The 22,252-nt window shown below is 60.7% G+C and carries 18 protein-coding genes; 12 read left to right on the top strand and 6 right to left on the bottom strand.

All coding sequences use genetic code 11. The features are described 5' to 3' along the window. Window positions 1-5: 5 nt before the first annotated feature. Window positions 6-1,469, bottom strand: coding sequence for a DHA2 family efflux MFS transporter permease subunit (locus PH562_RS04990; RefSeq protein WP_285171837.1), 1,464 nt, complete (start codon window positions 1,467-1,469; stop codon window positions 6-8). 415 nt (window positions 1,470-1,884) lie between these two features. On the opposite strand from PH562_RS04990, the gene PH562_RS04985 reads away from it, so the two are divergent. Further along, entirely contained in the window at window positions 1,885-2,679 is a 795-nt protein-coding gene (locus tag PH562_RS04985; RefSeq protein ID WP_113230976.1) for a FadR/GntR family transcriptional regulator, read from the top strand. A 35-nt stretch (window positions 2,680-2,714) separates the two neighbouring features. On the opposite strand, the gene PH562_RS04980 is transcribed toward PH562_RS04985, so the two are convergent. Then, on the bottom strand, window positions 2,715-4,214 hold the full coding sequence (locus tag PH562_RS04980) for an MDR family MFS transporter (protein ID WP_285171836.1): 1,500 nt from the start codon (window positions 4,212-4,214) through the stop codon (window positions 2,715-2,717). 379 nt (window positions 4,215-4,593) lie between these two features. Between PH562_RS04980 and PH562_RS04975 the strand changes: the two genes are divergently transcribed. The 11 genes from PH562_RS04975 (at window position 4,594) to PH562_RS04925 (ending at window position 17,947) form a co-directional block, all read left to right on the top strand. Further along, entirely contained in the window at window positions 4,594-5,727 is a 1,134-nt protein-coding gene (locus PH562_RS04975) for an ROK family transcriptional regulator (RefSeq protein ID WP_285171835.1), read from the top strand. A 7-nt stretch (window positions 5,728-5,734) separates the two neighbouring features. Beyond that, complete coding sequence (locus PH562_RS04970; protein WP_285171834.1) at window positions 5,735-7,177, top strand: M81 family metallopeptidase; 1,443 nt, start codon at window positions 5,735-5,737, stop codon at window positions 7,175-7,177. A gap of 192 nt (window positions 7,178-7,369) precedes the next feature. Then, a complete protein-coding gene (locus tag PH562_RS04965; RefSeq protein ID WP_285171833.1) occupies window positions 7,370-8,107 on the top strand; it encodes a FadR/GntR family transcriptional regulator in 738 nt (245 codons plus the stop codon). Between the two features lie 85 nt (window positions 8,108-8,192). Beyond that, window positions 8,193-9,701: an ABC transporter substrate-binding protein gene (locus tag PH562_RS04960; protein WP_285171832.1), complete on the top strand. Its 1,509-nt coding sequence runs from the start codon at window positions 8,193-8,195 to the stop codon at window positions 9,699-9,701. Between the two features lie 70 nt (window positions 9,702-9,771). Next, on the top strand, window positions 9,772-10,719 hold the full coding sequence (locus PH562_RS04955) for an ABC transporter permease (RefSeq protein WP_285171831.1): 948 nt from the start codon (window positions 9,772-9,774) through the stop codon (window positions 10,717-10,719). Next, window positions 10,716-11,594, top strand: coding sequence for an ABC transporter permease (locus tag PH562_RS04950; RefSeq protein ID WP_285171830.1), 879 nt, complete (start codon window positions 10,716-10,718; stop codon window positions 11,592-11,594). The genes PH562_RS04955 and PH562_RS04950 overlap by 4 nt, the downstream gene beginning before the upstream one ends. Before the next feature lie 23 nt (window positions 11,595-11,617). Next, entirely contained in the window at window positions 11,618-13,405 is a 1,788-nt protein-coding gene (locus tag PH562_RS04945) for a gamma-glutamyltransferase family protein (protein WP_285171829.1), read from the top strand. A 5-nt stretch (window positions 13,406-13,410) separates the two neighbouring features. Further along, window positions 13,411-14,169 carry a DUF1028 domain-containing protein gene (locus PH562_RS04940; protein WP_285171828.1) on the top strand — a complete coding sequence of 253 codons (759 nt, stop codon included), beginning with the start codon at window positions 13,411-13,413 and terminating at the stop codon, window positions 14,167-14,169. 50 nt (window positions 14,170-14,219) lie between these two features. Next, window positions 14,220-16,070, top strand: a complete 1,851-nt coding sequence (locus tag PH562_RS04935) for an ABC transporter ATP-binding protein (RefSeq protein ID WP_285171827.1) — start codon at window positions 14,220-14,222, stop codon at window positions 16,068-16,070. 79 nt (window positions 16,071-16,149) lie between these two features. Beyond that, entirely contained in the window at window positions 16,150-16,701 is a 552-nt protein-coding gene (locus PH562_RS04930) for a glutathione peroxidase (RefSeq protein WP_285171826.1), read from the top strand. Between the two features lie 184 nt (window positions 16,702-16,885). Then, window positions 16,886-17,947 carry a class I SAM-dependent methyltransferase gene (locus PH562_RS04925; protein WP_285171825.1) on the top strand — a complete coding sequence of 354 codons (1,062 nt, stop codon included), beginning with the start codon at window positions 16,886-16,888 and terminating at the stop codon, window positions 17,945-17,947. 41 nt (window positions 17,948-17,988) lie between these two features. Here the strand turns inward: PH562_RS04925 and PH562_RS04920 are convergent, their stop codons facing one another. The 4 genes from PH562_RS04920 to PH562_RS04905 form a co-directional block, all read right to left on the bottom strand. Further along, window positions 17,989-19,074, bottom strand: a complete 1,086-nt coding sequence (locus PH562_RS04920) for an ABC transporter ATP-binding protein (protein WP_285171824.1) — start codon at window positions 19,072-19,074, stop codon at window positions 17,989-17,991. Between the two features lie 3 nt (window positions 19,075-19,077). Further along, the gene (locus PH562_RS04915) at window positions 19,078-19,986 is read right to left on the bottom strand and encodes a carbohydrate ABC transporter permease (protein ID WP_092706600.1); all 909 of its coding nucleotides are present in this window, start codon (window positions 19,984-19,986) and stop codon (window positions 19,078-19,080) included. Continuing rightward, on the bottom strand, window positions 19,986-20,924 hold the full coding sequence (locus PH562_RS04910; protein WP_285171823.1) for a carbohydrate ABC transporter permease: 939 nt from the start codon (window positions 20,922-20,924) through the stop codon (window positions 19,986-19,988). The genes PH562_RS04915 and PH562_RS04910 overlap by 1 nt, the downstream gene beginning before the upstream one ends. A gap of 74 nt (window positions 20,925-20,998) precedes the next feature. Beyond that, the gene (locus PH562_RS04905) at window positions 20,999-22,246 is read right to left on the bottom strand and encodes an ABC transporter substrate-binding protein (RefSeq protein WP_285171822.1); all 1,248 of its coding nucleotides are present in this window, start codon (window positions 22,244-22,246) and stop codon (window positions 20,999-21,001) included. Window positions 22,247-22,252: the final 6 nt, after the last annotated feature.

The raw sequence follows: 22,252 nt of genomic DNA, 5'->3' as shown, positions 1-22,252 counted from the left end.
CATCGCTACGCCGCCTTCCTCGCGCCCTGCGTCGGCTTGCGCGACACATTATCGCCTGCCTTGCGGTCAAGCGGCAAGCAGTCCAGCACGGCGAGCAGCGCGATGATGCCGAGCAGCACGAAGGCCAGACGGAACTCGATAGCGACGATACTCCCTACTCCGAGCGGTGCGCTGATCGCCTGCCCGATGCGGATGCCGATGGCGCCAACGGCGATGCCCATGCCCATCGTCAGCTGAAAGACAGTGCTGAACAGGGTGTTGGCACCGGTCATCTGCCCCGGTGGGATATCGGCAAAAGCGATCGTATTGAGTGCGGTAAAATGCATCGACCGGCACATGCCGCCGATGAACAGCACCGGCACGACGAACCAGAGCGGCGTATCGGGCGAAAACAGCGCACAGGCGGCAATGAAGATGGCATTCAACAGGCCGTTGACGATTAGCACCGGCTTGAAGCCGAAGCGGCGCAGAATGGGCGTCGTTGCCGGTTTCATCGCCAGATTGCCGGCAAAGACGGCGAGCGTCAGCATGCCGGCATGGAAGGCGCTGAGCCGGAAGCCGACCTGGAACATCAGCGGCAGCAGGAAGGGCACCGCGCCGATAGCGGTGCGGAATAGCGATCCACCTGAGATGGTGATGGCGAACGTCGGCAGCTTCAGCCCCGAGAGATCGATGAGCGGATGCTCCGTGCGCAGAAAATGAAAAACAGCGATGGCCAGCAGAACAAAGCCGACGATCACATAGGCCCAGGCTTCCAGCCAGACCGGATCGGGGTGTCCGATCAGTTCCAGCCCATACATCAGGCTCGCAAGTCCGATGCCGCTGACGACGAAGCCGATCCAATCGAATGGCGGGCGCGCCGTACTTTTCGTCGCCGGAATGAGCATGAGCGCGAAGATAAAGGCCAATATGCCGAGCGGCAGGTTGAGGAAGAAGATCCAGCGCCAGCTTGCATGGTCGGTGATGAAGCCGCCGAGCGGCGGCCCGAGGATCGGCGCCACCAACGCCGGCCAGGTGATCGTCGCAATGGCCGAAATCAGCTTGTCCTTCGGCGTATTGTTCAAGACGACAAGCCGGCCCACCGGCACCATCATCGCCCCGCCGATGCCTTGCAGAATGCGCATGGCAACGAAGGAGCCGACGCCATTGGCAAAGCCGCAGAGAACGGAAGCGAGTGTGAAAATGACGACGGCTGTCGTGAAGACCAGACGCGCACCGAAGCGATCGCTGATCCAGCCGCTGATCGGAATGAAGACGCCAAGGGTCAGAAGATAGGCGCTCATGCCGATATTGAGGTCGACCGGGCGAGCACCGAACGAAACGGCCATCTGCGGCAATGCGGTCGCGATGACCGTACCGTCGAGATTTTCCATGAAGAAGGCGCCGGCCACGAGCAATGCAATCAACAGCGAGCGCGAGCCCGCTTCCTGCGCATCCTCCCTTTGCCCAGGCGTGGACATGTCATTCATGGATCAGCAACTCCGAATCCGCCTCGCATCCCGCCTGTATTTAACCGGTTCGGTAACGTTTACGATAGTCGAAATCGTCCCATCAATCGATTAAGCGATCACGTTTCGCTCAGCGGATGGTGCGCAATTTGATCTCCGCGCCGATACCGCTGCCGATCCCCAATAGGCCCGTGGGAAACGCAGCAGTATGTTCAAATCGGTGAACAGATCGATCAACTTGGTGCCAGTAGGCATGTATACGTAAGACATGCTAGGGTTTTCACTGGAAAATGCCGCGGGAAGAACAATGGGATCGATACAACATCAATATGGAACAGCCCCTAACTGGCCGAGATACCAGCAAAAAGCCTCACAAATCGACGTAGGCTGACGATTGTTCGAACGGCGCATCAATAAGGAACGAGAGTCCCGCATAATGAAACATGGCCAGGACGCAATGACCTCTAGGGCTACCCCGGAGTCCAAACTGATCGTAACGCAGTCGCCCTTCGATGCCTTTGTGCGAAAATACGGTACGATCCCGCGACGCGGCGTCTTCGGCTATTTCGTCCACGAGCTCGGCCGCCGCATCGTCGGCGGAGACTATCCGGTCGGGGCAACGCTACCGAACGAGCCCGATCTGGTCGAGCAATTCGGCATCAGCCGCACCGTTATCCGCGAAGCGATGAAGTGCCTGGCCGGCAAGGGTTTGGTCGAGATCAAGACCCGCGTCGGCACGCGCGTCAAGGAGCGCTCCAACTGGCATCATCTCGATACGGATGTCATGGTCTGGTATTACGAGACCGGCCCGTCGGTCGAAATCATGCGATCGATCAAGGACCTGCGATTGGCGCTCGAACCGGAGGCGACGGCGCGCGCAGCGCTGCGCCGCACCGAGAGCGACATTGCCGCGATCAGTTCCGCCTACGAGGAGATGGCGTCCACCATCGGTGACGTCAACAGCAACGCCGACGCCGACTTGCGTTTCCATACGGCGATCTTCGCCGCCACCCACAACATGATCTATTCGCAGCTGATCGATCTGATCGCTGTCGGGATTTACGCCAATCGCACGCTTTCCGGCCATGAGGACATAGCCGAAGGGCAAAAGCGCGCCCTTCCCCTCCACAAGGCCATCCTCGACGCCATCGTCACGCAGGACACGGACGCCGCAATCAAAGCATCGCGAAACCTGCTGGAAGCCTGGCTCGCGCGCGACTACGGCTTCTGACACATCACGCCCTGCCCCGCCCCCCTGGCCTTGCGCTAATGGGTCATGGCTTCCTGCGCATCCGCCTTGGGCGCCGACGACCCGCGACCGGCATCCCGCGTGACCGGAATCAGCCAGATGGTCACGCAGGTCGTCAGGGCGACGATGACGACACCCCAGAAGCTCCAGTGCAATGCCGCATCGAAAACACTTCTGATTGCGGGATCGGTGCCGAGATCGGAAAGGCCGCTGGGCTGATTGAGGATGTCGTGCAGCCTGGTTGCGAGCTCGCCGCTGCCGTAATGCGCGATGCCGACATTCATGATCGCACCAAGCGCGGTTGCGCCGAGCGTATTGCCGAGGCTGCGCGAGAAGATGATCGAGGCAGTGGCGCTGCCGCGCATCGACCATTCGACGCTTTCCTGCACTAGCACGACACTGGTAAGGCTGATGAGGCCCATGCCGAAGCCCATCAGGAATGAGCCAATGCCGGCGATCACCGGGCTGCTCTCCGGCGTCAGGAACAGCAGGAAAAGCGAGCCGAAGGGAAACATGAGACTGCCCGTGCGCAGCGTGTTGCGGATGCCGAAGGTGCGGAAGAACCGGCTCGCCAGCATCACGGCCAGCGGCCAGCCGACAATCAGCATTGTCAGCGTAAAGCCGGCCTCCAGCGGCGAGCGTCCAAGGACACCCTGAACATAGATCGGCAAAACGGTCGTCAGGCCGATCAGCGCCATGCCTGCAAGCAGGGTGGCGGCATTGCTGGTCGCAATCAGGCGCCGGCTCCAGAGAGCGATCGAAATGATCGGCTCCGGCGCCCGCCGCTCCTGCCACAGGAACAGGATACCGGTAACGATAAAGACGATCGCCAGGGGACAGAGAACGGCGAAGCCCGCATCGGTCTCCGTCAGGATGACCAGCAGCGACACGATCGATATCGAAAACAGGACCGTGCCGAAATAATCGATCTTCGCCTCACGCGTGGTAACCGACTCGTGCAGGAAGAGGATGAACCCGGCGATGGCGAGCACGCCAAGCGGCAGGTTGATCCAGAAAATCCAGGCCCAGGAGAGATTGTCGACAATGATGCCACCGGCAAGCGGTCCTATAACGGCTGAGATCGCCCAAACGCTGGCAAGTGCGCCCTGCACCTTGGCCCGCTCTTCCAGCTTGTAGAGATCGCCGACGACGGTCATCGTGACAGGCTGAATTGCACCCGCGCCGAGGCCCTGCAGCAGCCTGAAGACGATAAGGGACGCCATCGACCAGGCGAAACCGGCGAGCGTCGAGCCTATGAGAAAGATGATGATGCCGCCGATCAGCATCGGCTTGCGGCCGAAAATATCGGAAAGCTTGCCATAGATGACGGTGGTTGTGGATTGCGCCAGCAGAAAGGCGGAAAAGACCCAGCTATAATAGGTGAAGCCGCCGAGCTGGCCGACGATGCGCGGCATGGCGGTGGCGACGATGGTCGCTTCGATGGCAACCATGAAGGTCGCAAGCATGATCGAGACGATGACCAACGGGCGTCTCGAACGATCGACCGTGCTGGACATGGCATTCCTTTCTGACTGCGGCACCCGGGATCGAAACATGCACATGCCGCCATAACGGCCATGGTCGAGCGCTTAGCTTGTGGGATCAAAGTCTAGGGACGAGACGATTGGAGGACGAGCGCCGGCTGAATCGTTATGATAAGCTTTGCATATTGATGCCGGTCGATGTCAACCATTTAAACGCGAACATGTTTCGCCAAATCGCCCCAAGACGGCGCCTGGACTGCCGCCGTTCACAAAACAGATCGAGCAATGGATGCGCTCTTCCAATATATTGCGTTGCGGCATGATTATGGCTGCAATAAAACTAAATATGGTTGCTTTGTTTATTTTCTGAACTTACTCTTAGCAAAACAAGCAAACTAGGCGGAACGTCGAATTGCTAACGTCCTCCCAGCAGCAGCTCTTACGGGTCATCAGCCAATCAGGCCCTTCCAGCCGCACGGTTTTGGCAGCCTCCATGGGGTTGAGCAAGGCTGCGATGAGCGGGATTGCGCGCGATCTGATTTCCCTCGGCGTCTTGCGGGAAACGGAAACGATCTACGGACAAGGCCGCCCCTCGATCCTGCTGGACCTGCATCCGGAAGGCGCCTTCTTCGGTGGCGTCTCGCTGCTCGAAGACCCGGCACCGCTGGTGCTCAGCGATTTCAACGGCAATATCGTCGCTCGCCAGACGATGCCGCTGTCGCGTGATCCTGACGTCATCGCCGCGATGATCGCCGACACGCTGCCGAAATTGCTTGCCGAATGCAAAGATGCCGAACGAAAGCTTTCCGGCCTTGGTATTGCGCTCTCCGGTTTCGTCGATGAAAAGCAGGCGAGCTGCGTCAAATCCACGCTACTCGGCTGGCAGGACGTGCCGCTTGCCGGCATCATCAGGCAGAAGACCGGCATAGCCACATTTATCGAAAACGACGCCAAGGCGGTCGCCGTCAGCGAAAAGCTGTTCGGCGGCGCCCGCGACGTGCAGAATTTCAGCGTCGTTTCCTTCGATGACGGCATCGGCTGCGCCCATTTCGTCGGCGGTAAACTCTATCGCGGCAATCATGGCGGCGCCGGCGAAATCGCTCATTGCACGATCGAGCCCAATGGTGCGCCCTGCCGCTGCGGCAAGCGCGGCTGTCTCGATACCGTAGCCTCGCTGAAGGCGATCAAGGAAATGGCAAAGGCGGAAGGTCTCGCCTGCCAATCCCTCGACGCTCTGGAGACGGAGGCATCACTCGGCAATGCCGCGGCGATCCGCATCCTGCATCGCGCGGGCAGCGCACTGGGGCTTGCGATTGCGCATCTCATCCAGTTCAACGATCCCGGCCTGATCCTGATTACCCATGTCGAAGGCCGGTTTGATGGCCTGTTCGGCACTGTCATGCGGCAGGCGGCCGAGGGCAATGTATTGCCGCGCTATGCCGGCCAGACGCCGATCCGCACGCAGCGTGTCGACGGCGATGTTTGGGCACGGGGCGCGGCCAGCATTGCCGCCCATAATTTCCTGATTGGTCCCAACCCCTATTGAGGTTCCCATGCGCATTGCCGTCGGAGGCATTCACATCGAATGCAGCACCTACAATCCCGTCCTGAACGAAGAGAAGGACTTTCGCGTCCTGCGCGGCGCGGAGCTGACTGCCTCGCCCTATTTCGCCTTTCTTAGGGATTACGACGGCGAGTTCCTGCCGACCATCCACGCCAGAGCCATCGCGGGCGGCCCCGTTGCCCGCCATACCTATGAGGCCTTCAAGACAGAGTTTCTGGAAGGGCTGAAGGCGCTGCTGCCGCTCGATGGGCTCTATCTCGCCATGCACGGCGCCATGTATGTCGAAGGCATGGAAGACGCCGAGGGTGACTGGATCAGTGCGGCTCGCGCCGTCGTCGGCGAGGATTGCATGGTCTCGGCAAGCTACGACCTGCACGGCAATGTCACCCAGCGCATCATCGATGCACTCGACATGTACTCCACCTACCGCACCGCCCCGCATATCGATGTCGAGGAAACCATGCGCCGCGCCGTCAAGATGCTGACGGAGAGCCTAAAGACCGGCGTGAAGCCGATCCTGCTCTGGGCGCCGATCCCCGTGGTCCTGCCCGGCGAACGCACCAGCACGGTCGATGAACCGGCCAAGAGCCTTTACGACATGCTGCCCGGAATCGATGCCATCGACGGCGTCTGGGACGCCTCCTTGATGGTCGGCTATGTCTGGGCCGACGAGCCGCGCGCCACAGCTGCCGCCATCATGACCGGCACAGATCGCGTCGTGCTTGAGCGGGAAGCAAAACGCCTGGCACAGGCCTATTGGGACGTGCGCAAGGATTTCGTTTTCGGCTCGGAGACCGGCTCGATCGAGGAATGCGTCGCCAAGGCAATCACCAGCACGACCGCGCCCGTGGTTCTGGCGGAATCTGGAGATAATCCGACGGGCGGCGGCGTCGGTGATCGCGCCGATGTGCTGGCGGCACTGATTGCCAAGAAAGCACAAGGCGTCATTTTCGCCGGCATCGCCGACAAGGCCGCCACGGAAGCCTGCTACGCCGCTGGCCTGGGCGCCGCCCTCGATCTCTCGGTCGGCGCATCGCTCGACACCAAGGGCAGCAAGCCGGTACGAGGCAACTTCACCGTCAAACATCTGCTGGAGACTGAAGAAGCAACCGACATGCAGGCCGTCGTCTCCATCGGCGGCATCGACCTAGTGCTGTCGGCCAAGCGTCGCCCCTATCATAATATCGCCGATTTCACCCGCCTTGGCCTCGATCCGCACAAGGCAAAGATCATCGTCGTCAAATCCGGCTACCTCTCGCCCGAGCTGGCGCCGATCGCCAACCCGAACCTGATGGCTCTGTCCCCCGGTGTCGTCGATCAGTTCGTCGAACGCCTGCCGCGCCTGCGCAAGACCAAGCCGACCTACCCCTTCGACAAGGATTTCGAGTTTACGCCCGATGCGGCGATTTCTGCGCGCGCCGTCGGCCGTTGAGGCTCAAGTCCCAGAACCGCAAGGGCGGGTATCGTTGATCCGTCATCTGAAGAAGGCGACTCGTTTTTGCGGGCCCCCTTTCTGCATTGCGCACAAACATTGTGCATCGCCGAAATTGCACAAAAAAGCGCTTGACGAGGCGATCGAGTTCAACTTCTATTGGACCAATTTCAAATTGGTTCACCTCTCAATATGGCAATCGACGGCCTTCCGGAGAATTCGGTTTATGCCCTGGAGAGGCTCCGTGGGCTTTTGAATTCGGCCGATCTCCCGGCTGACGGAAAACTGCCGACTGAGCGGGCTCTATCGGAGACGCTGGGTGTCAGCCGGCGTGCGATCAGGCGGGCGCTTGAGGTGCTGGAAGCAGAAGGACGCGTCTGGCGACGCCAGGGGTCCGGAACCTATGTCGGGCAGCGCCCGGACGATTGGAGTCAGCATGTCAGCACGCTTGTGGCCAGCACGGATCTCATGGAGGTCATGGAAGTCCGTTTGCGCATCGAGCCGCAACTGGCTCAGCTCGCCGCCATGCGCGCCAAACCCGACGACATCGACCGCATGTACGAACTGGCGAAGAAGATCACCGCCAGCGACGATGCCGACAGCCGAGAGCTTTGGGATGGCGCATTGCACCGGCTGATCGCACAAAGCGCCGGCAACCAGTTCTTCCTGACCATTTTCGACGTCATCAATCATGTCCGCCAAGACGAAGCCTGGCAAACCATTCGCGAATTGGCCCGCAGCATCAACAAGACCCGCCCGGTCTCCTATGCCCAGCATAGGACCATCATCGATGCGATTGCCGCGCGCAATCCGATGAAGGCGGCCGAAGCCATGCGCGAACATCTGCTGATGCTGCAGGAAAGCCTGATCCGCATCACCTCGATGGATGCACGCCAAGCCGAGGAACCGCTAGCTGAGGAGGTGGACTGACCAAAAGTCCCGCCACGCTCGACCACGACCGGAGAGGAAACCGGTCGAGACTGCAGAGAACGAAAACGATAAACAGGAGAACAGAATGAAGATCGCCAAATTCATGGCATCGCTTGCCGCCGGCGCCCTGATCGCACTGCCGGCATTCGCCGTCGAACTCAAGATCGGCCTGCAGGACGATGCCGACGCGCTGGATCCCGCGCAATCGCGCACCTTCGTCGGCCGCATCGTCTATACCGCACTCTGCGACAAGCTCGTCGACGTAACACCGGACCTGCAGTTCGTACCGCAGCTTGCCACATCCTGGAAATGGTCCGCCGACGGCAAGCAGCTCGTCATGCAGCTGCGCCAAGGCGTGAAATTCCAAGACGGCACACCGTTCAATGCGCAAGCTGTTGTCGACAACATCCAGCGCTACCAGACCATGCCGGAATCACGCCGCAAGAGTGAGCTTTCCTCTGTCGCCAAGGTCGAAGCATCAGGCGATTACGAAGCCACCTTCACCCTGAAGGCGCCTGACGTCACGCTGCTTGCCCAGCTTTCCGACCGTTCCGGCATGATGGTCTCGCCGACAGCGGCAAAGGCTGCCGGCGCCAAGTTCGGCGATCATCCCGTCTGCTCCGGCCCGTTCAAATTCGTCGAGCGCGTGCAGCAGGACCGCATCGTGCTGGAGAAATTCCAGGACTACTGGAACAAGGACAAGATCTTCATCGACAAGGTGACCTATCTGCCAATCCCCGACACGACGGTGCGCCTCGCCAATCTGCGTTCCGGCGACCTCGACATGATCGAGCGCGTGGCCGCCTCCGATGCCGGCACGGTCAAGAGCGATCCCAACCTCGTCTATGCCGATGCTGTCGGCACCGGCTGGCTCGGCGTCTACGCCAATGTCGGCAATGGCGCTCGCGCCGACAATCCGATGGGCAAGGACAAGCGCCTGCGCCAGGCCTTCTCGCTGGCAATCGACCGCGAAGCCGCCATGCAGATCGTCTTCGACGGCACCGGACTTGCCGGCAATCAGCCGTTCGCACCGAACAGCCCCTGGTTCGACAAGGATATTCCGGTGCCTGCCCGCGATGTCGACAAGGCCAAGGCGCTCGTCAAGGAAGCCGGTTTCGACCGCATTCCCGTCGAGCTCGCCGTCACCAACAATCCGGTTTCGATGCAAATGATGCAGATCATCCAGTCGATGGTTGCCGAAGCCGGCTTCGACGTGACGCTGAAGACGACGGAATTCGCAACCCTGCTCGACGCACAGTCGAGCGGCAATTACCAGCTCAGCCGATCCGACTGGTCCGGTCGCTCCGATCCGGACGGCAACATTCAGCAGTTCGTGACGACTGGAGCCGGCCTCAACGATTCCAAATACAGCAATCCGGAAGTCGATAAGCTGCTGCTGGAGGCACGCCAGTCGCAGGACAATGCCGTGCGCAAGCAGAAATACGATGCGGCCGAGGCGATCCTCAGTCAGGACCTGCCGATCATTTTCCTCGGGCATCAGGCCTGGATCTGGGCCTACAACAAGAAGGTATCTGGCTTCGTGCCCTCCCCGGATGGCATGATCCGTCTCGTTGGCGTGAAGAAGAATAGCTGAGCGACTAGCGCCATGCGGGCTCCTTCCTGCATGGCCCTTTCATATTCGACATCGCGGCAAGGATCTGCCCATGTATAGCTATATCGGAAAGAGGCTGCTCGTCGCGATACCGACGCTGCTGATCATTTCGATCTTCGTCTTCTCGCTGCAGAAGCTTCTGCCCGGCGATCCTGTGCTTGCCATGGCCGGCGAGGAGCGCGATCCGCAGGTCCTGGAGCTGCTGCGCGAGAAATATCGCCTGAACGACCCGGTCATCTACCAATATGGCTATTGGCTGCAGGGTGTCACCAGGGGCGATCTCGGCGTTTCGCTGCGCACCAATCAGGCGGTCCTGGCGCTCGTTGCCGAAAAGCTGCCGGTGACGATCCAGCTTGCCGTGATGTCGATGATCTTCGCCTTCGCCATCGGTATTCCCATGGGTATACTGGCAGCGGTGAAGAAGAACACCGTTATCGACTTTCTTGCCAATATCGTCGCGTTGTGCGGGCTATCCGTGCCGAACTTCTGGCTCGGCATCATGCTGATCCTGCTGGTCTCGGTGAAGCTGCATTGGTTGCCGGCTTCGGGATACCAACCTTTCTTCGAAGATCCATGGCGCTCGATCCAGACGATGCTGATGCCGTCCTTCGTGCTCGGCAATGCACTGGCAGCCACCTTGATGCGCCACACGCGATCTTCGATGCTGAGCGTGCTCAGCGCCGACTATATCCGCACAGCCCGCGCCAAGGGCCTTCCGGAGGCGGCCGTCGTGCTGCAGCACAGCTTCCGCAACGCCATCCTGCCTGTCGTCACCGTCAGCGCCCTGCTGTTCGGAGAGCTCCTGGCCGGAGCAGTGCTCACTGAGCAAATCTTCACCATCCCGGGCTTCGGCAAGCTGATCGTCGATGCCGTCTTCAATCGGGACTACGCCGTCGTCCAGGGCGTGGTACTCTGCACCGCCGTCGGCTTCATCGCCATGAACCTCATTGCCGATATTCTCTATGTCGTCCTCAATCCACGCATGAGGGCCGCCCTATGAGCACGATCGTTCAGACGGCCACAGCGGCTCCTTCTGCCAAACGTGCCCCGAACCGCGCCTGGCGCAAGCTGCGAGCCAACAAGGGGGCACTGGTCGGACTTGCGATCATCCTGTTCTTTACCGCACTTGCTGCGCTTGCACCGCTCCTGCCGATCCCCGATCCGGTCGCAACCAGCTGGTCTGCGATCCGCAAAGCACCATCGGCCGCGCACTGGCTCGGCACCGACGATCTCGGCCGGGACATTCTCTCCCGCATGATCTGGGGCGCGCGGGCGTCCTTGATGGCCGGCGTCTTCTCGGTTGCTATCGCGGTCGCGATCGGCGTGCCCTTCGGTCTGATCTCTGGCTACTATGGCGGCTGGATCGACCAGATCATTTCGCGCATCACCGAGGCCTTCCTGGCGATGCCGTTCCTCATCACCGCCATTGCGCTTGCCGCCTTCCTCGGCCCGAGCCTCACCAATGCGATGATCGCGATCGGGCTTTCGGCAACGCCCGTTTTCGTACGGTTGACGCGCGGCCAGGTGCTGGCGGTCAAGACGGAGGATTATGTCGAGGGCGCCCGATCGATTGGCCTACGCCATACCAGCATCATCACCCGCTATATCCTGCCCAACGTCTTCGCGCCAATCCTCGTGCAGGCAACACTCACCATCGCGACCGCCATCATCGCCGAGGCCAGCCTTTCCTTCCTCGGCCTCGGCCAGCAGCCGCCTGCCCCGAGCTGGGGTTCGATGCTCAACGTCGCCAAGAATTATCTCGAACAGGCACCCTGGATGGCCATGTGGCCGGGTGCCGCCATTTTTCTCGTCGTGATCGGCTTCAATCTCCTCGGCGACGGCTTGCGCGATGCGCTCGACCCGCGCGAAGCATAATTAAACACAAAAAGGATGCCCCAATGACCGCATTCACCACCCGTCCTGAAATCCTCGGCACTTTCGGCGTCGTTACATCGACGCACTGGATCGCATCCGCCGTCGGCATGAGCATTCTCGAAAAGGGCGGCAACGCCTTCGACGCCGCCGTTGCGACAGGCTTCGTGCTGCAGATCGTCGAGCCGCATCTCTGCGGGCCGGGCGGCGACATGCCAGCCATCCTCTATTCGAAGAAGAAGGACAAGGTCGAGGTCATCTGTGCCCAGGGCCCGGCACCGGCCAGCGCGACGATCGAGCATTACACGCGGGAGGGGCTGAAGCTCATTCCCGGCGATGGCCTGCTCGCTACCGTCATTCCCGGCTCCTTCGACGGCTGGATGCTGATGCTGCGCGATTACGGCCGGCTGACCGTCCGCGACGTACTGGAACCGGCGATCCACTATGCCGAAAAAGGCCATCCCGTCCTGCCGCGCGTCTCCGCAACTATTGCAGGACTTGCCGATTTCTACCGCAAGGAATGGCCGACCTCCTACGAGACCTGGCTTCCGGGGGGAGCAGCGCCCGAACCCTGGTCCAACTTCAAGAACCCGGTGCTTGCCGAAACCTGGAAGCGGGTCGTCGCCGAAGCGGAAAGCAAGAGCGATCGCGAAGCGCAGATCGAAGCTGCACGCGATGCCTATTACCGCGGCTTCGTCGCTGAAGCGATCGACAGCTATGTCAGCAAGACCGAGGTCATGGATGCGAGCGGCACCCGCCACAAGGGAGTGTTGACTGCGGATGACATGGCCAATTGGCAGGCTACGATCGAAGAGCCGCTGACCTATGACTATCACGGCTGGACGGTCGCCAAGATCGGTCCGTGGGGCCAGGGACCCGTCTTCCTCCAAACGTTGGCACTGCTAAAGGGTTTCGATCTGGCCGCGATGAACCCCGCAGGCGCCGATTTCGTCCATACCGTCACGGAAGCGATGAAACTCGCCTTTGCCGACCGCGAGGTCTATTACGGCGATCCCAATTTCACGAATGTACCGATCGAAACTCTGCTGTCGGATGCCTATGCCGACGAACGCAGGCGGCTGATTTCGTCTGAGGCATCGCTTGCCTTGCGCCCCGGTAAGCTGCCCGGCTTTGAAAGCCAGTACGATCTCACAATGGCGATGCTCGACGCGCCGGAAGCCAAGAGCGGCGCAGTCTACGAGCCGACGATGTCGCATCTTACCGAGAAGCGCGGCGACACCGTGCATATCGATGTCATCGACCGCGAAGGCAATATGGTGTCGGTGACGCCATCCGGCGGCTGGCTGCAATCCTCACCGATCATTCCCGGTCTCGGCTTCTGCCTCAATTCCCGCGCCCAGATGTTCTGGCTGCAACCCGGCCTGCCCTCTTCACTTGCGCCGGGCAAGCGGCCGCGCACGACGTTGACCCCGACGATGGCGCTGCATGAAGGACGTCCGACGCTCGCCTTCGGCACGCCGGGCGGCGATCAGCAGGAGCAGTGGCAGCTCTCCTTCTTCCTGCGCTATGTCCATCATGGGCTGAATCTCCAGGAAGCGATCGACAAGCCGCTATTCCATAGCACGCATTTCCCAAGCTCCTTTTATCCGCGCACACGCGAGCCGGGCGGCCTGACGGCAGAGGCGAATTTCAGCGCCGAGGTGCTGGATACGCTGCGCAAGAAGGGCCATCAGCTGACCGTCGCACCGGAATGGACCGTGGGTCGCCTCACCGCAGCGCGGCGTGACGCGGATGGTCTATTGCGCGCTGCAGCGACTCCGCGTTTGATGCAAGCCTACGCTATCGGGAGATAGGGCCGATGACCTGGTCGATCGTTGCTAGAGAACCCGGAACCGGTAATCTCGCCATCGCCGTCGCTACCCGCTTCTTTGCCGTCGGCAGCATCGTGCCGCATATTCGCGGCGGCATCGGCGCGGTTGCGACGCAGGCCTTTGCCAGCCCGCTTTACGGCATTGACGGACTTGCGATGCTGGCATCCGGTCACGCGCCCCATGAAATTCTTGAAACGCTAAGCGCCCGTGACGAAGGCCGCGAGCAGCGGCAATTTCACCTGATCGACAACAAGGGTAACAACGCCGCCTTTACCGGCGCCAAGTGTATCGATTGGGCGGGGCATCTGGTCGACGACAATGTATCGGTGGCCGGCAACATGCTGGCCGGCCCGCAGGTGATTGCGGAAACGCTTGCGACCTTTAAGAAAACCGCAGGCAAACCACTCGCCGAACGGCTGCTCGAAGCCATGCGGGCGGGTGAAGATGCAGGCGGGGATAAGCGTGGCAAGCAATCGGCAGCACTCGTCATCCACCGCGACCAGGATTATGCCTGGCTGAACATTCGTGTCGACGACAGTGCCGATCCGCTCGCCGAACTCGAACGGCTCTATGCAGTTGCGCAGGAGCGCTATTTGCATGTCGCAGAAACCATGCCGACGCGACAGAACCCTAGCGGCATGATCGACCGCCGCGAGATCGACGAGAAGATCGCGGCGCTTGAGGCCAAAAGGATGGCCGAAGGCCAACCCTCGGCCTCCCATGCGACGATGGCAGCTCCGTCGTGAGCAATCTCACTTGAAGCCTGACCAATGGTAAAATCATAAAAGGGAACGTCATGCCGACCATTGCAGCTCCAACGGCCAGTCCAGGCACCCAACCTGTCCTTTCCGTCTCCAATCTCACCACCTCGTTTCTCGTCGATGGCGAGTGGCGCAAGGTCGTGAAGGACATTTCCTTCGATGTCATGCCGGGAGAGACGGTCGCCATCGTCGGCGAAAGCGGCTCCGGCAAGAGCGTGACCTCGCTCTCCATCATGCGCCTGCTCGCCAGAGCCAGCAGCCGCATCGAGGGTGCGGTCAGGCTCAACGGCCGCGATCTTCTGGCACTACCGGAGGCGGAGATGCGAAAGGTGCGCGGCAAGGATGTCGCAATGATCTTCCAGGAGCCGATGACTTCTCTCAATCCGATCTTCACCATCGGCCGGCAGATTTCCGAGGCTTTGACCTGCCATGGTAATATTTCCAAGGCTGAAGCGAAGGCGGAAACGATCCGCCTTCTTGAAAAGGTGCGCATCCCCAACGCATCCTCGCGCTTCGACGAATATCCGCACCAATTTTCCGGCGGTATGCGCCAGCGCGTGATGATTGCGATGGCGCTCGCCAGCCGGCCGAAACTGCTGATCGCCGATGAGCCGACGACCGCGCTCGACGTGACAATCCAGGGCCAGATCCTCGATCTCATCAAGGTGCTGCAGGAAGAGGAAGGCATGTCCGTCCTCTTCATCACCCACGACATGGGCGTTGTTGCCGAAATCTCCGATCGCACCATCGTTATGTATCGCGGCGAAGCGGTGGAGACCGGCAAGACCGACGATATCTTTCATCGCGGCCAGCATCCTTATACCCGCGCCCTGCTGTCAGCCGTGCCGCGCCTCGGCTCGATGAAGGACCAGCCGCAGCCGCTGCGCTTCCCGGTCGTCGACGCAAGCACCGGCGAGCGCAGCGAACCGAAGGCGCTCGCGGATACCGTCGATCATGGTAAGACACCGGTGCTCGAAGTGAAGAACCTGATTACCCGCTTCGATCTTCGCGGTGGCCTGCTTGCCCGTCCGATGGGCGCCATTCATGCAGTCGAGAACGTCTCCTTCGATCTTGCCCAGGGGGAAACGCTGTCGCTGGTCGGCGAATCCGGCTGCGGCAAGTCGACGACGGGGCGCTCCATCATGCGCCTCATCAATCCCAAATCCGGCGAGGTTCTCCTCGACGGCTATGACGTGATGAAGCTCAATACGCTCGATCTGCGCCGGATGCGCCGCAGCATCCAGATGATCTTCCAAGACCCCTTCGCGAGCCTCAATCCACGTATGACGATCGGCGCTGCCGTTGCCGAACCCTTCATTGAGCATCGCCTGGGCACGCGCGCCGAAGCCCGGGAAAAAGCCGCCGATCTTCTGGAACGTGTCGGGCTGAAGGCCGACATGATGAGCCGCTATCCGCACGAATTCTCGGGCGGCCAGCGCCAGCGCATCTGTATCGCCCGTGCGCTCGCGCTCGATCCGAAGGTGATCGTCGCCGATGAGAGCGTGTCCGCACTCGACGTGTCAATCAAGGCGCAGGTCTGTAATCTGCTGATGGATCTGCAGCAGAGCCTCAATCTCTCCTATCTCTTCATCTCGCACGATATGGCCGTGGTCGAGCGCGTCAGCCACCGCGTCGCCGTCATGTATCTCGGCGAGATCGTCGAAATCGGACCGCGCGCATCGGTGTTCGAAAATCCGCAACACCCCTACACCAGGAAGCTGATGGCGGCAGTTCCGGTGCCGGATCCATCGCGGCGCGGCATCCGGCGCAATCTCGCAGTCGAAGAGTTGAAGAGCCCGGTACGGCCCGTCGGCTATCAGCCACCCGCGCGACACTACCGCGAAGTCTCGCAGGGCCATTTGGTTCGAATGGAAGAGGCCGCCTGAGGGGCATTCTGATCTTGACGCCACCGAATTCCGGGCAAATATCGGCATTCTGTTTTCCATCTCATCTGGAGTGAATGATATGACCGATAACGTGCTCGATATTCCGGTAAAGAAGATCGACGGCAGCGATACGACGCTTGCCGACTATCGCGGCAAGGTCATCATGGTCGTCAATGTCGCGTCCAAATGCGGCCTGACGGTGCAGTACGAAGGGTTGGAAAAGCTCTATGAGGAAAAGCGGGACGAAGGTTTGGTCATCGCCGGCTTCCCAGCCAATGATTTCAAGGGCCAGGAGCCGGGCACCGATAAAGAGATCCTGGACTTCTGCACGCTGACCTACGATGTGCAGTTCCCGATGTTCTCCAAGATCGCAGTAACCGGCGACAAGCGTCATCCGTTGTATGACAGCCTGATCGCATCCGGCGTCGAGACGATCGGCGACGGTCCGATGCGCGTCCGCCTGGCCGAACACGGCCTGCACACCGGCGACAATGGCGGCATCGTCTGGAACTTCGAGAAATTCCTGATTGACCGCGACGGCAAGGTTGCTGCCCGCTTTGCGCCCGACGTAACCGCCGACGATCCGCGCCTGCTCTCGGTCTTGGAAAAGGAGCTGGCGCGCGCCGGCTGAGACGCGGCACCCTTTTGGGCCTCCAAAATAACGCATTACATCAATAGGTTGCGCCACTTTTCAGGGCGAGGGCACGGCGTGTTCAGCCGGATGGCGTAATTGCCTGCCCTCCAGCCTGGGAGTATCTTTCCCTATCCGAATACATCGTGACGGAACGCTGCATCAATTCTGATGGGAGGATGTCATGCGCGAACCTGATATGCAGAAACTCGATGCCCTTGTCGGGCGCCTGGTCGGCGATCTCGGCGCGGCAGTCTCAGGGGTGTTGGTGACGCTCGGAGACCATTTGGGCCTGTTCAAGGCCATGGCTGACGGAACGCCGAGGACTTCGGCTGACTTGGCCGACAAAGTCGGTGTGAAAGAGCGCTATGTGCGCGAATGGCTGTCAGCTCAGGCAGCCGCCGACTATGTCACTTATGACGACAAGACCGAGCGTTTCTACCTGACACCGGAACAGGCAATGGTATTCGCGGAGGAAAATAGCCCTGCCTTCTTCGCGGGCGCTTTCGATGTCGTTCAATCCATGTGGATCGACGAGCCGAAGGTCGTCAACGCCTTCAAGACCGGCAGCGGCCTCGGCTGGCATGAGCATAGCGCCTGCCTGTTCCGCGGCACCGAGCGTTTCTTCCGGCCTGGCTACAACAGCCATCTCATTGCAGAATGGATACCGGCGCTCGACGGCATGCGGGAAAAGCTCGAAGCCGGCGCGATCGTCGCCGATGTCGGCTGCGGCCACGGCGCCTCGACCATCCTGATGGCAGAAGCCTATCCGAACTCGACCTTCTTCGGCTTCGACTATCATCTCCCATCCATCGAACGAGCGAAAGCTGCGGCGCAGGAGGCGGGTGTTGCGGGCCGTATCACGTTCGAACAGGCGACAGCCAAGGACTTCCCGGCTGCCGACTACGATCTTGTGGCGATGTTCGATTGCCTGCACGACATGGGCGACCCCGTCGGTGCCGGCAAACATATCAAGGAAACCCTCGCCGATGACGGCACCTGGATGATCGTCGAGCCCTTTGCGCATGATTGCTTGAAGGACAATCTCAACCCCGTCGGCCGCGTCTACTACGGGGCTTCAACGATGATCTGTACACCGGCCTCGCTGTCGCAGGAAGTCGGGCTGGGCTTGGGCGCGCAGGCTGGCGAGCTGAAACTGCGCAAGGTTGCCATGGATGCGGGCTATTCGCATTTCCACAAGGCGACCGAAACGCCGTTCAACATGGTCTTCGAAGTCAGGGCCTGAAAATCGTGCCGCGCGCCTGGTCGAACGCGCGGCACGGTGACTTATAGACGCTGCCCGTCTTCGCCGAACAACGACGCGAGCGCCGGCTGGAAATAGACCGGCTGCTCTCGGTCGAGCGCCACATCCTCGTCGGCATCGATGCGCACCGACAGCGTCTCGCTGCCGACCTGGCCCCAGATCAGATTGTCCGAGCCCATGGGCTCGACGATAGTGAAGGTTGCGGGCAGGCTCGCGGCCCGGCTGCCTGCGGGCTGGAACTGCATCTGCTCGGGCCGGACGCCAAGCGTCGCCTTGCGACCTTCGCCAGGCATGCCGGAAAACTCGTAGCCGTTGAGATCGATCTTCCGGCCGTCGGGCAATGCGAAAGCCGGAACGCCGCCATTGCTTGTCACCTGCCCTGACAGGAAGTTCATCGAGGGCGAACCGACGAAACCGGCAACGAAGCGATTGACGGGGCGCCGGTAGATTTCCTTCGGCGTGGCGAATTGCTGGATGACGCCGCCGCTCATGACGGCGATGCGATCGGCGAGCGTCAGCGCCTCGATCTGGTCGTGCGTCACATAGATCATGGTGGAGCCGAGGCCGCTATGCAGGCGCTTCAGCTCGACGCGCAGCTCGGTTCTGAGCTTGGCGTCGAGGTTGGAAAGCGGCTCGTCGAACAGGAAGACATCGACGTCGCGCACCAGGGCGCGGCCGATCGCGACGCGCTGACGCTGGCCGCCGGAAAGCTCTCCCGGCCGCCGCTTGCGCAAGGGATCGATCTGCAGGATCTGCACGGCGCGGTCGACACGCTGGGCGATCTCGTTCTTTGGCATGCCGGCGATGCGCAGCCCGAAGGAGAGATTTCCCTCGACGGTCATCGTCGGATAGAGCGCATAGGACTGGAACACCATGCCGATGCCGCGATCCTTCGGCTCCTCCCAAGTGACATTTTTGTCGCCGATCCAGATCTGCCCGTCGGTGATGTCGGTCAACCCGGCAATCGCGTTGAGCAGGGTCGACTTGCCGCAGCCGGAGGGGCCAAGCAGCACGATGAACTCGCCGGATCGTATTTCGAGATTAAGCGATTTCAGGACGCTGACGCTGCCGAAATCGATTGCAAGTTCGCGAATGGAAACATTGGCCATGAACTATCCCTTGACTGCACCGGCGGTGATGCCGCGCACGAACCAGCGGCCGGAGCCGAAATAGACGATCAGCGGAACCAGGGCGGTGAGGATGGTCGCCGCCATGTTGACGTTGTAGAGCTTCTCGCCCTGGGTCGAGTTGACGATGTTGTTGAGCTGCACGGTCATGGGGAAATTCTCCCGGCCGGCGAAAACGACACCGAAGAGGAAGTCGTTCCAGATGCCGGTCACCTGCAGGATCGCCGCCACCACCAGGATCGGGATCGACATCGGGATCATCAGCCGGAAGAAGATCTGCCAAAGCCCGGCGCCATCGATGCGAGCCGCCTTGAAGAGTTCCATCGGCAGGCTCGAATAATAGTTGCGGAAGAGCAGCGTCAGCACCGGCAGACCGAAAACCGTGTGGGTGATGATAATGCAGGGTAGTGTCGAATAGATGCCGACGTCGCGATAGATCAAAACCAGCGGATAGATGAACACCTGATAGGGGATGAAGGCGCCGAGCAGCAGGATGGCAAAGAGCACGTTTGCCCCTTTGACCCGCCAGAAGGACAGAGCGTAGCCGGTCAGCGACGAGATCAGGATCGACAGGATCATGCTCGGGATGAGGATCTTCACCGAGTTCCAAAAGCCGACGCTGATGCCGCCGCATTCAAGCCCGGTGCAGGCCGTGCTCCATGCCTGCACCCAGGCATCCGCCGTCCACATCTGCGGAAAGGCGAAGATATTGCCCTGGCGGATCTCCGGCATGGATTTGAACGAAGTGACGAGCATCACATAGAGCGGCAGCAGGAAGAATAGTGCCGCAAGGACGAGAAAGAGATAAAGGCCGATGCGTCCAGGGGTCAGATGCTGCGGCTTGCGGCCGGTCGGACCCTGCATGGCACCAGTGACGGAAGATGGCGTCGTCATCAGTTCCCCCTCGGCTTTTCGCGGAAATATTCGTAATAGAGCCACGGCGTCACTAGGATGACCACAGTGATGAACATCACGGTCGATGCTCCCGTCGCCAGGCCGATATTGCCGCGTCCGAACAAGTAATCCATGATGAATTTCCCGGGCACTTCGGTCGCGATACCCGGCCCGCCGCCGGTCGTCGCCAGCACCAGTTCGTAGACCCTGACGACAGCAATCGCCAGAAGCACACTGGCGGTGATGATGGTCGGTCTCAGGATCGGAATGACGATATGAAGATAGACGCGCCAGCTCGGTATGCCGTCGATGCGCGTCGCCTTCCATAATTCCCGGTCGACGCCGCGCAGACCCGCGAGCATGATCGCCATGACGAGGCCGGAAGATTGCCAGACACCGGCAAGCACGATGACATAGAGCGCAAGATCGCTCTGGACGATCCAGTCGAAGCGGAACCAGGTGAAGCCGATGCTGTCGGCAACCTTCTGCAAGCCGAGCGTCGGGTTCATGATCCACTGCCAGACCAGCCCGGTCACGATGAAGGACATAGCGAAGGGATAGAGGAAGATCGTTCGGAAGGTGTTTTCGAAACGGACCTTTTGGTCGAGCGCGACGGCTAGAAGAAAGCCGAGGATCAGGCAGCCCGCGATGAACAGAATACCGAAGATGACGACGTTCTGCAGCGACAGCAGCCAGCGCGCCGTCGAAAACAACCGCTCATATTGCTTCGTGCCGACGAAAATGTTGACCGGCAGCACCTTGCTGTCCGTAAACGATATCCAGATGTTCCACACGACAGTGACGACATAAGCCAGAAGCACAATGGCGAAAGCCGGGAACAGGGCTACATAGGGTGAAAAATGAATCTTCCTGCGGCTGACGCTCGCAGGCGTGGCGGCCGCTGGCACAGCGGCGGCACTCGTGTCTGGGGTACTCATGGACGCGCTCCTCCTCAGCATTCATGGAAGCCGGCGGCAGGGATGCCTGCCGCCGCATGGATGTCGATCGAAGCTTACTTCGCCTGTTCAATCACCTGCGCAAACTGCTCGGCGAACTGGTCGGCCGTCATGCTGGGCGTTGTCCAGTATTGGGCGACCAGATCCTGTTCCGTCTGGACGATGTCCTGAGCCGTAAGCACGTCGGGCGCCAGGATCTGGCGGCTCGGATCCTTGAGCGCGTTCAGGCCTTTCTGGGCGCAGGCGTCGAGCTTCGACGTATCGACGTCGAGACGCACGGGTACCGAACCCTTCTTGGAGTTGAATGCAAGCTGGCCTTCCTTCGACATGATGACCGTTGCGAGCAGGGTCTGGGCGTCGGTCGCCGTCTTATCCTTGAGGACCGGGAAGACGAAGATGTCGCCGCCCATCATGAAGTTGGATTCGCCAGGCCCGAGAATGCAGCCAAAATCCTTGTCGGCGACGAGGCCCGCATGGATGAATTCACCCTTGGCCCAGTCGCCCATGAACTGGATGCCGGCCTTGCCGTCGATCAGCATGCCGGTCGCGACGTTCCAGTCGCGGTTCGGGCTGCCAGGATCCTGATAGTTGCGCAGCTTGGCGAAGACTTCCGCCACATGCTTGAACTTGTCGGATTTGACGGCATCCGTGTCGAGATCCTTCCAGACCTTGGCATAGAGATCCTTGCCGCCTTCGCCGAGCAGGATGGCGTTGAACATCGACTGCAGCTGCCAGGGCTGGCCGCCGACGGCGACCGGGATCAGGCCGGCGGCCTTGATCTTGTCGAGCGCGGCAAACATTTCATCCCAGGTCTTCGGCTCTTCCGTCACGCCGGCCTTGGTGAAGACGGCCTTGGAATAGAAGACCCAGTTCTGGCCATGGTCGTTGATGGGAGCGCCGTAGATATGATCCTGGAACTGGATGGCCTGATAGAAAGATGGCGTCAGAACCGATTTCCAATCCTGCTCCTTGGCGAGGTCGTCGAGCGGTCGCAGCAGGCCCTGCTGGGCCAGTTCGTTCATCTGCGTGCCGGTGTTGAACTGCATGGCCGTCGGCGGATTGCCGCCGATGATGCGGTTGATGCCGATCGGACGAGCCGTCGAGCCGGAGCCGGCAATCGCGGTATCCACCCATTCGCCGCCTGCAGCGTTGAAGGCCTTGGCCAGTTCCTTCACGGCTGCGGCTTCACCGCCCGAAGTCCACCAATGCAGAACTTCGGCCTTCTTGCCTTCGGCTAGAGCGCCGGTCACGCTCGCCGCGACCAGCGCCGTGGCGCCGACCAATGCCATCATCAATTTGCGCATACGTTC

It is taken from the genome of Rhizobium centroccidentale, assembly GCF_030182565.1.
Lineage (GTDB): Bacteria > Pseudomonadota > Alphaproteobacteria > Rhizobiales > Rhizobiaceae > Rhizobium.
Note: the sequence above shows the minus strand (reverse complement) of the source record. Positions and strands in the feature narration are given on the sequence as shown.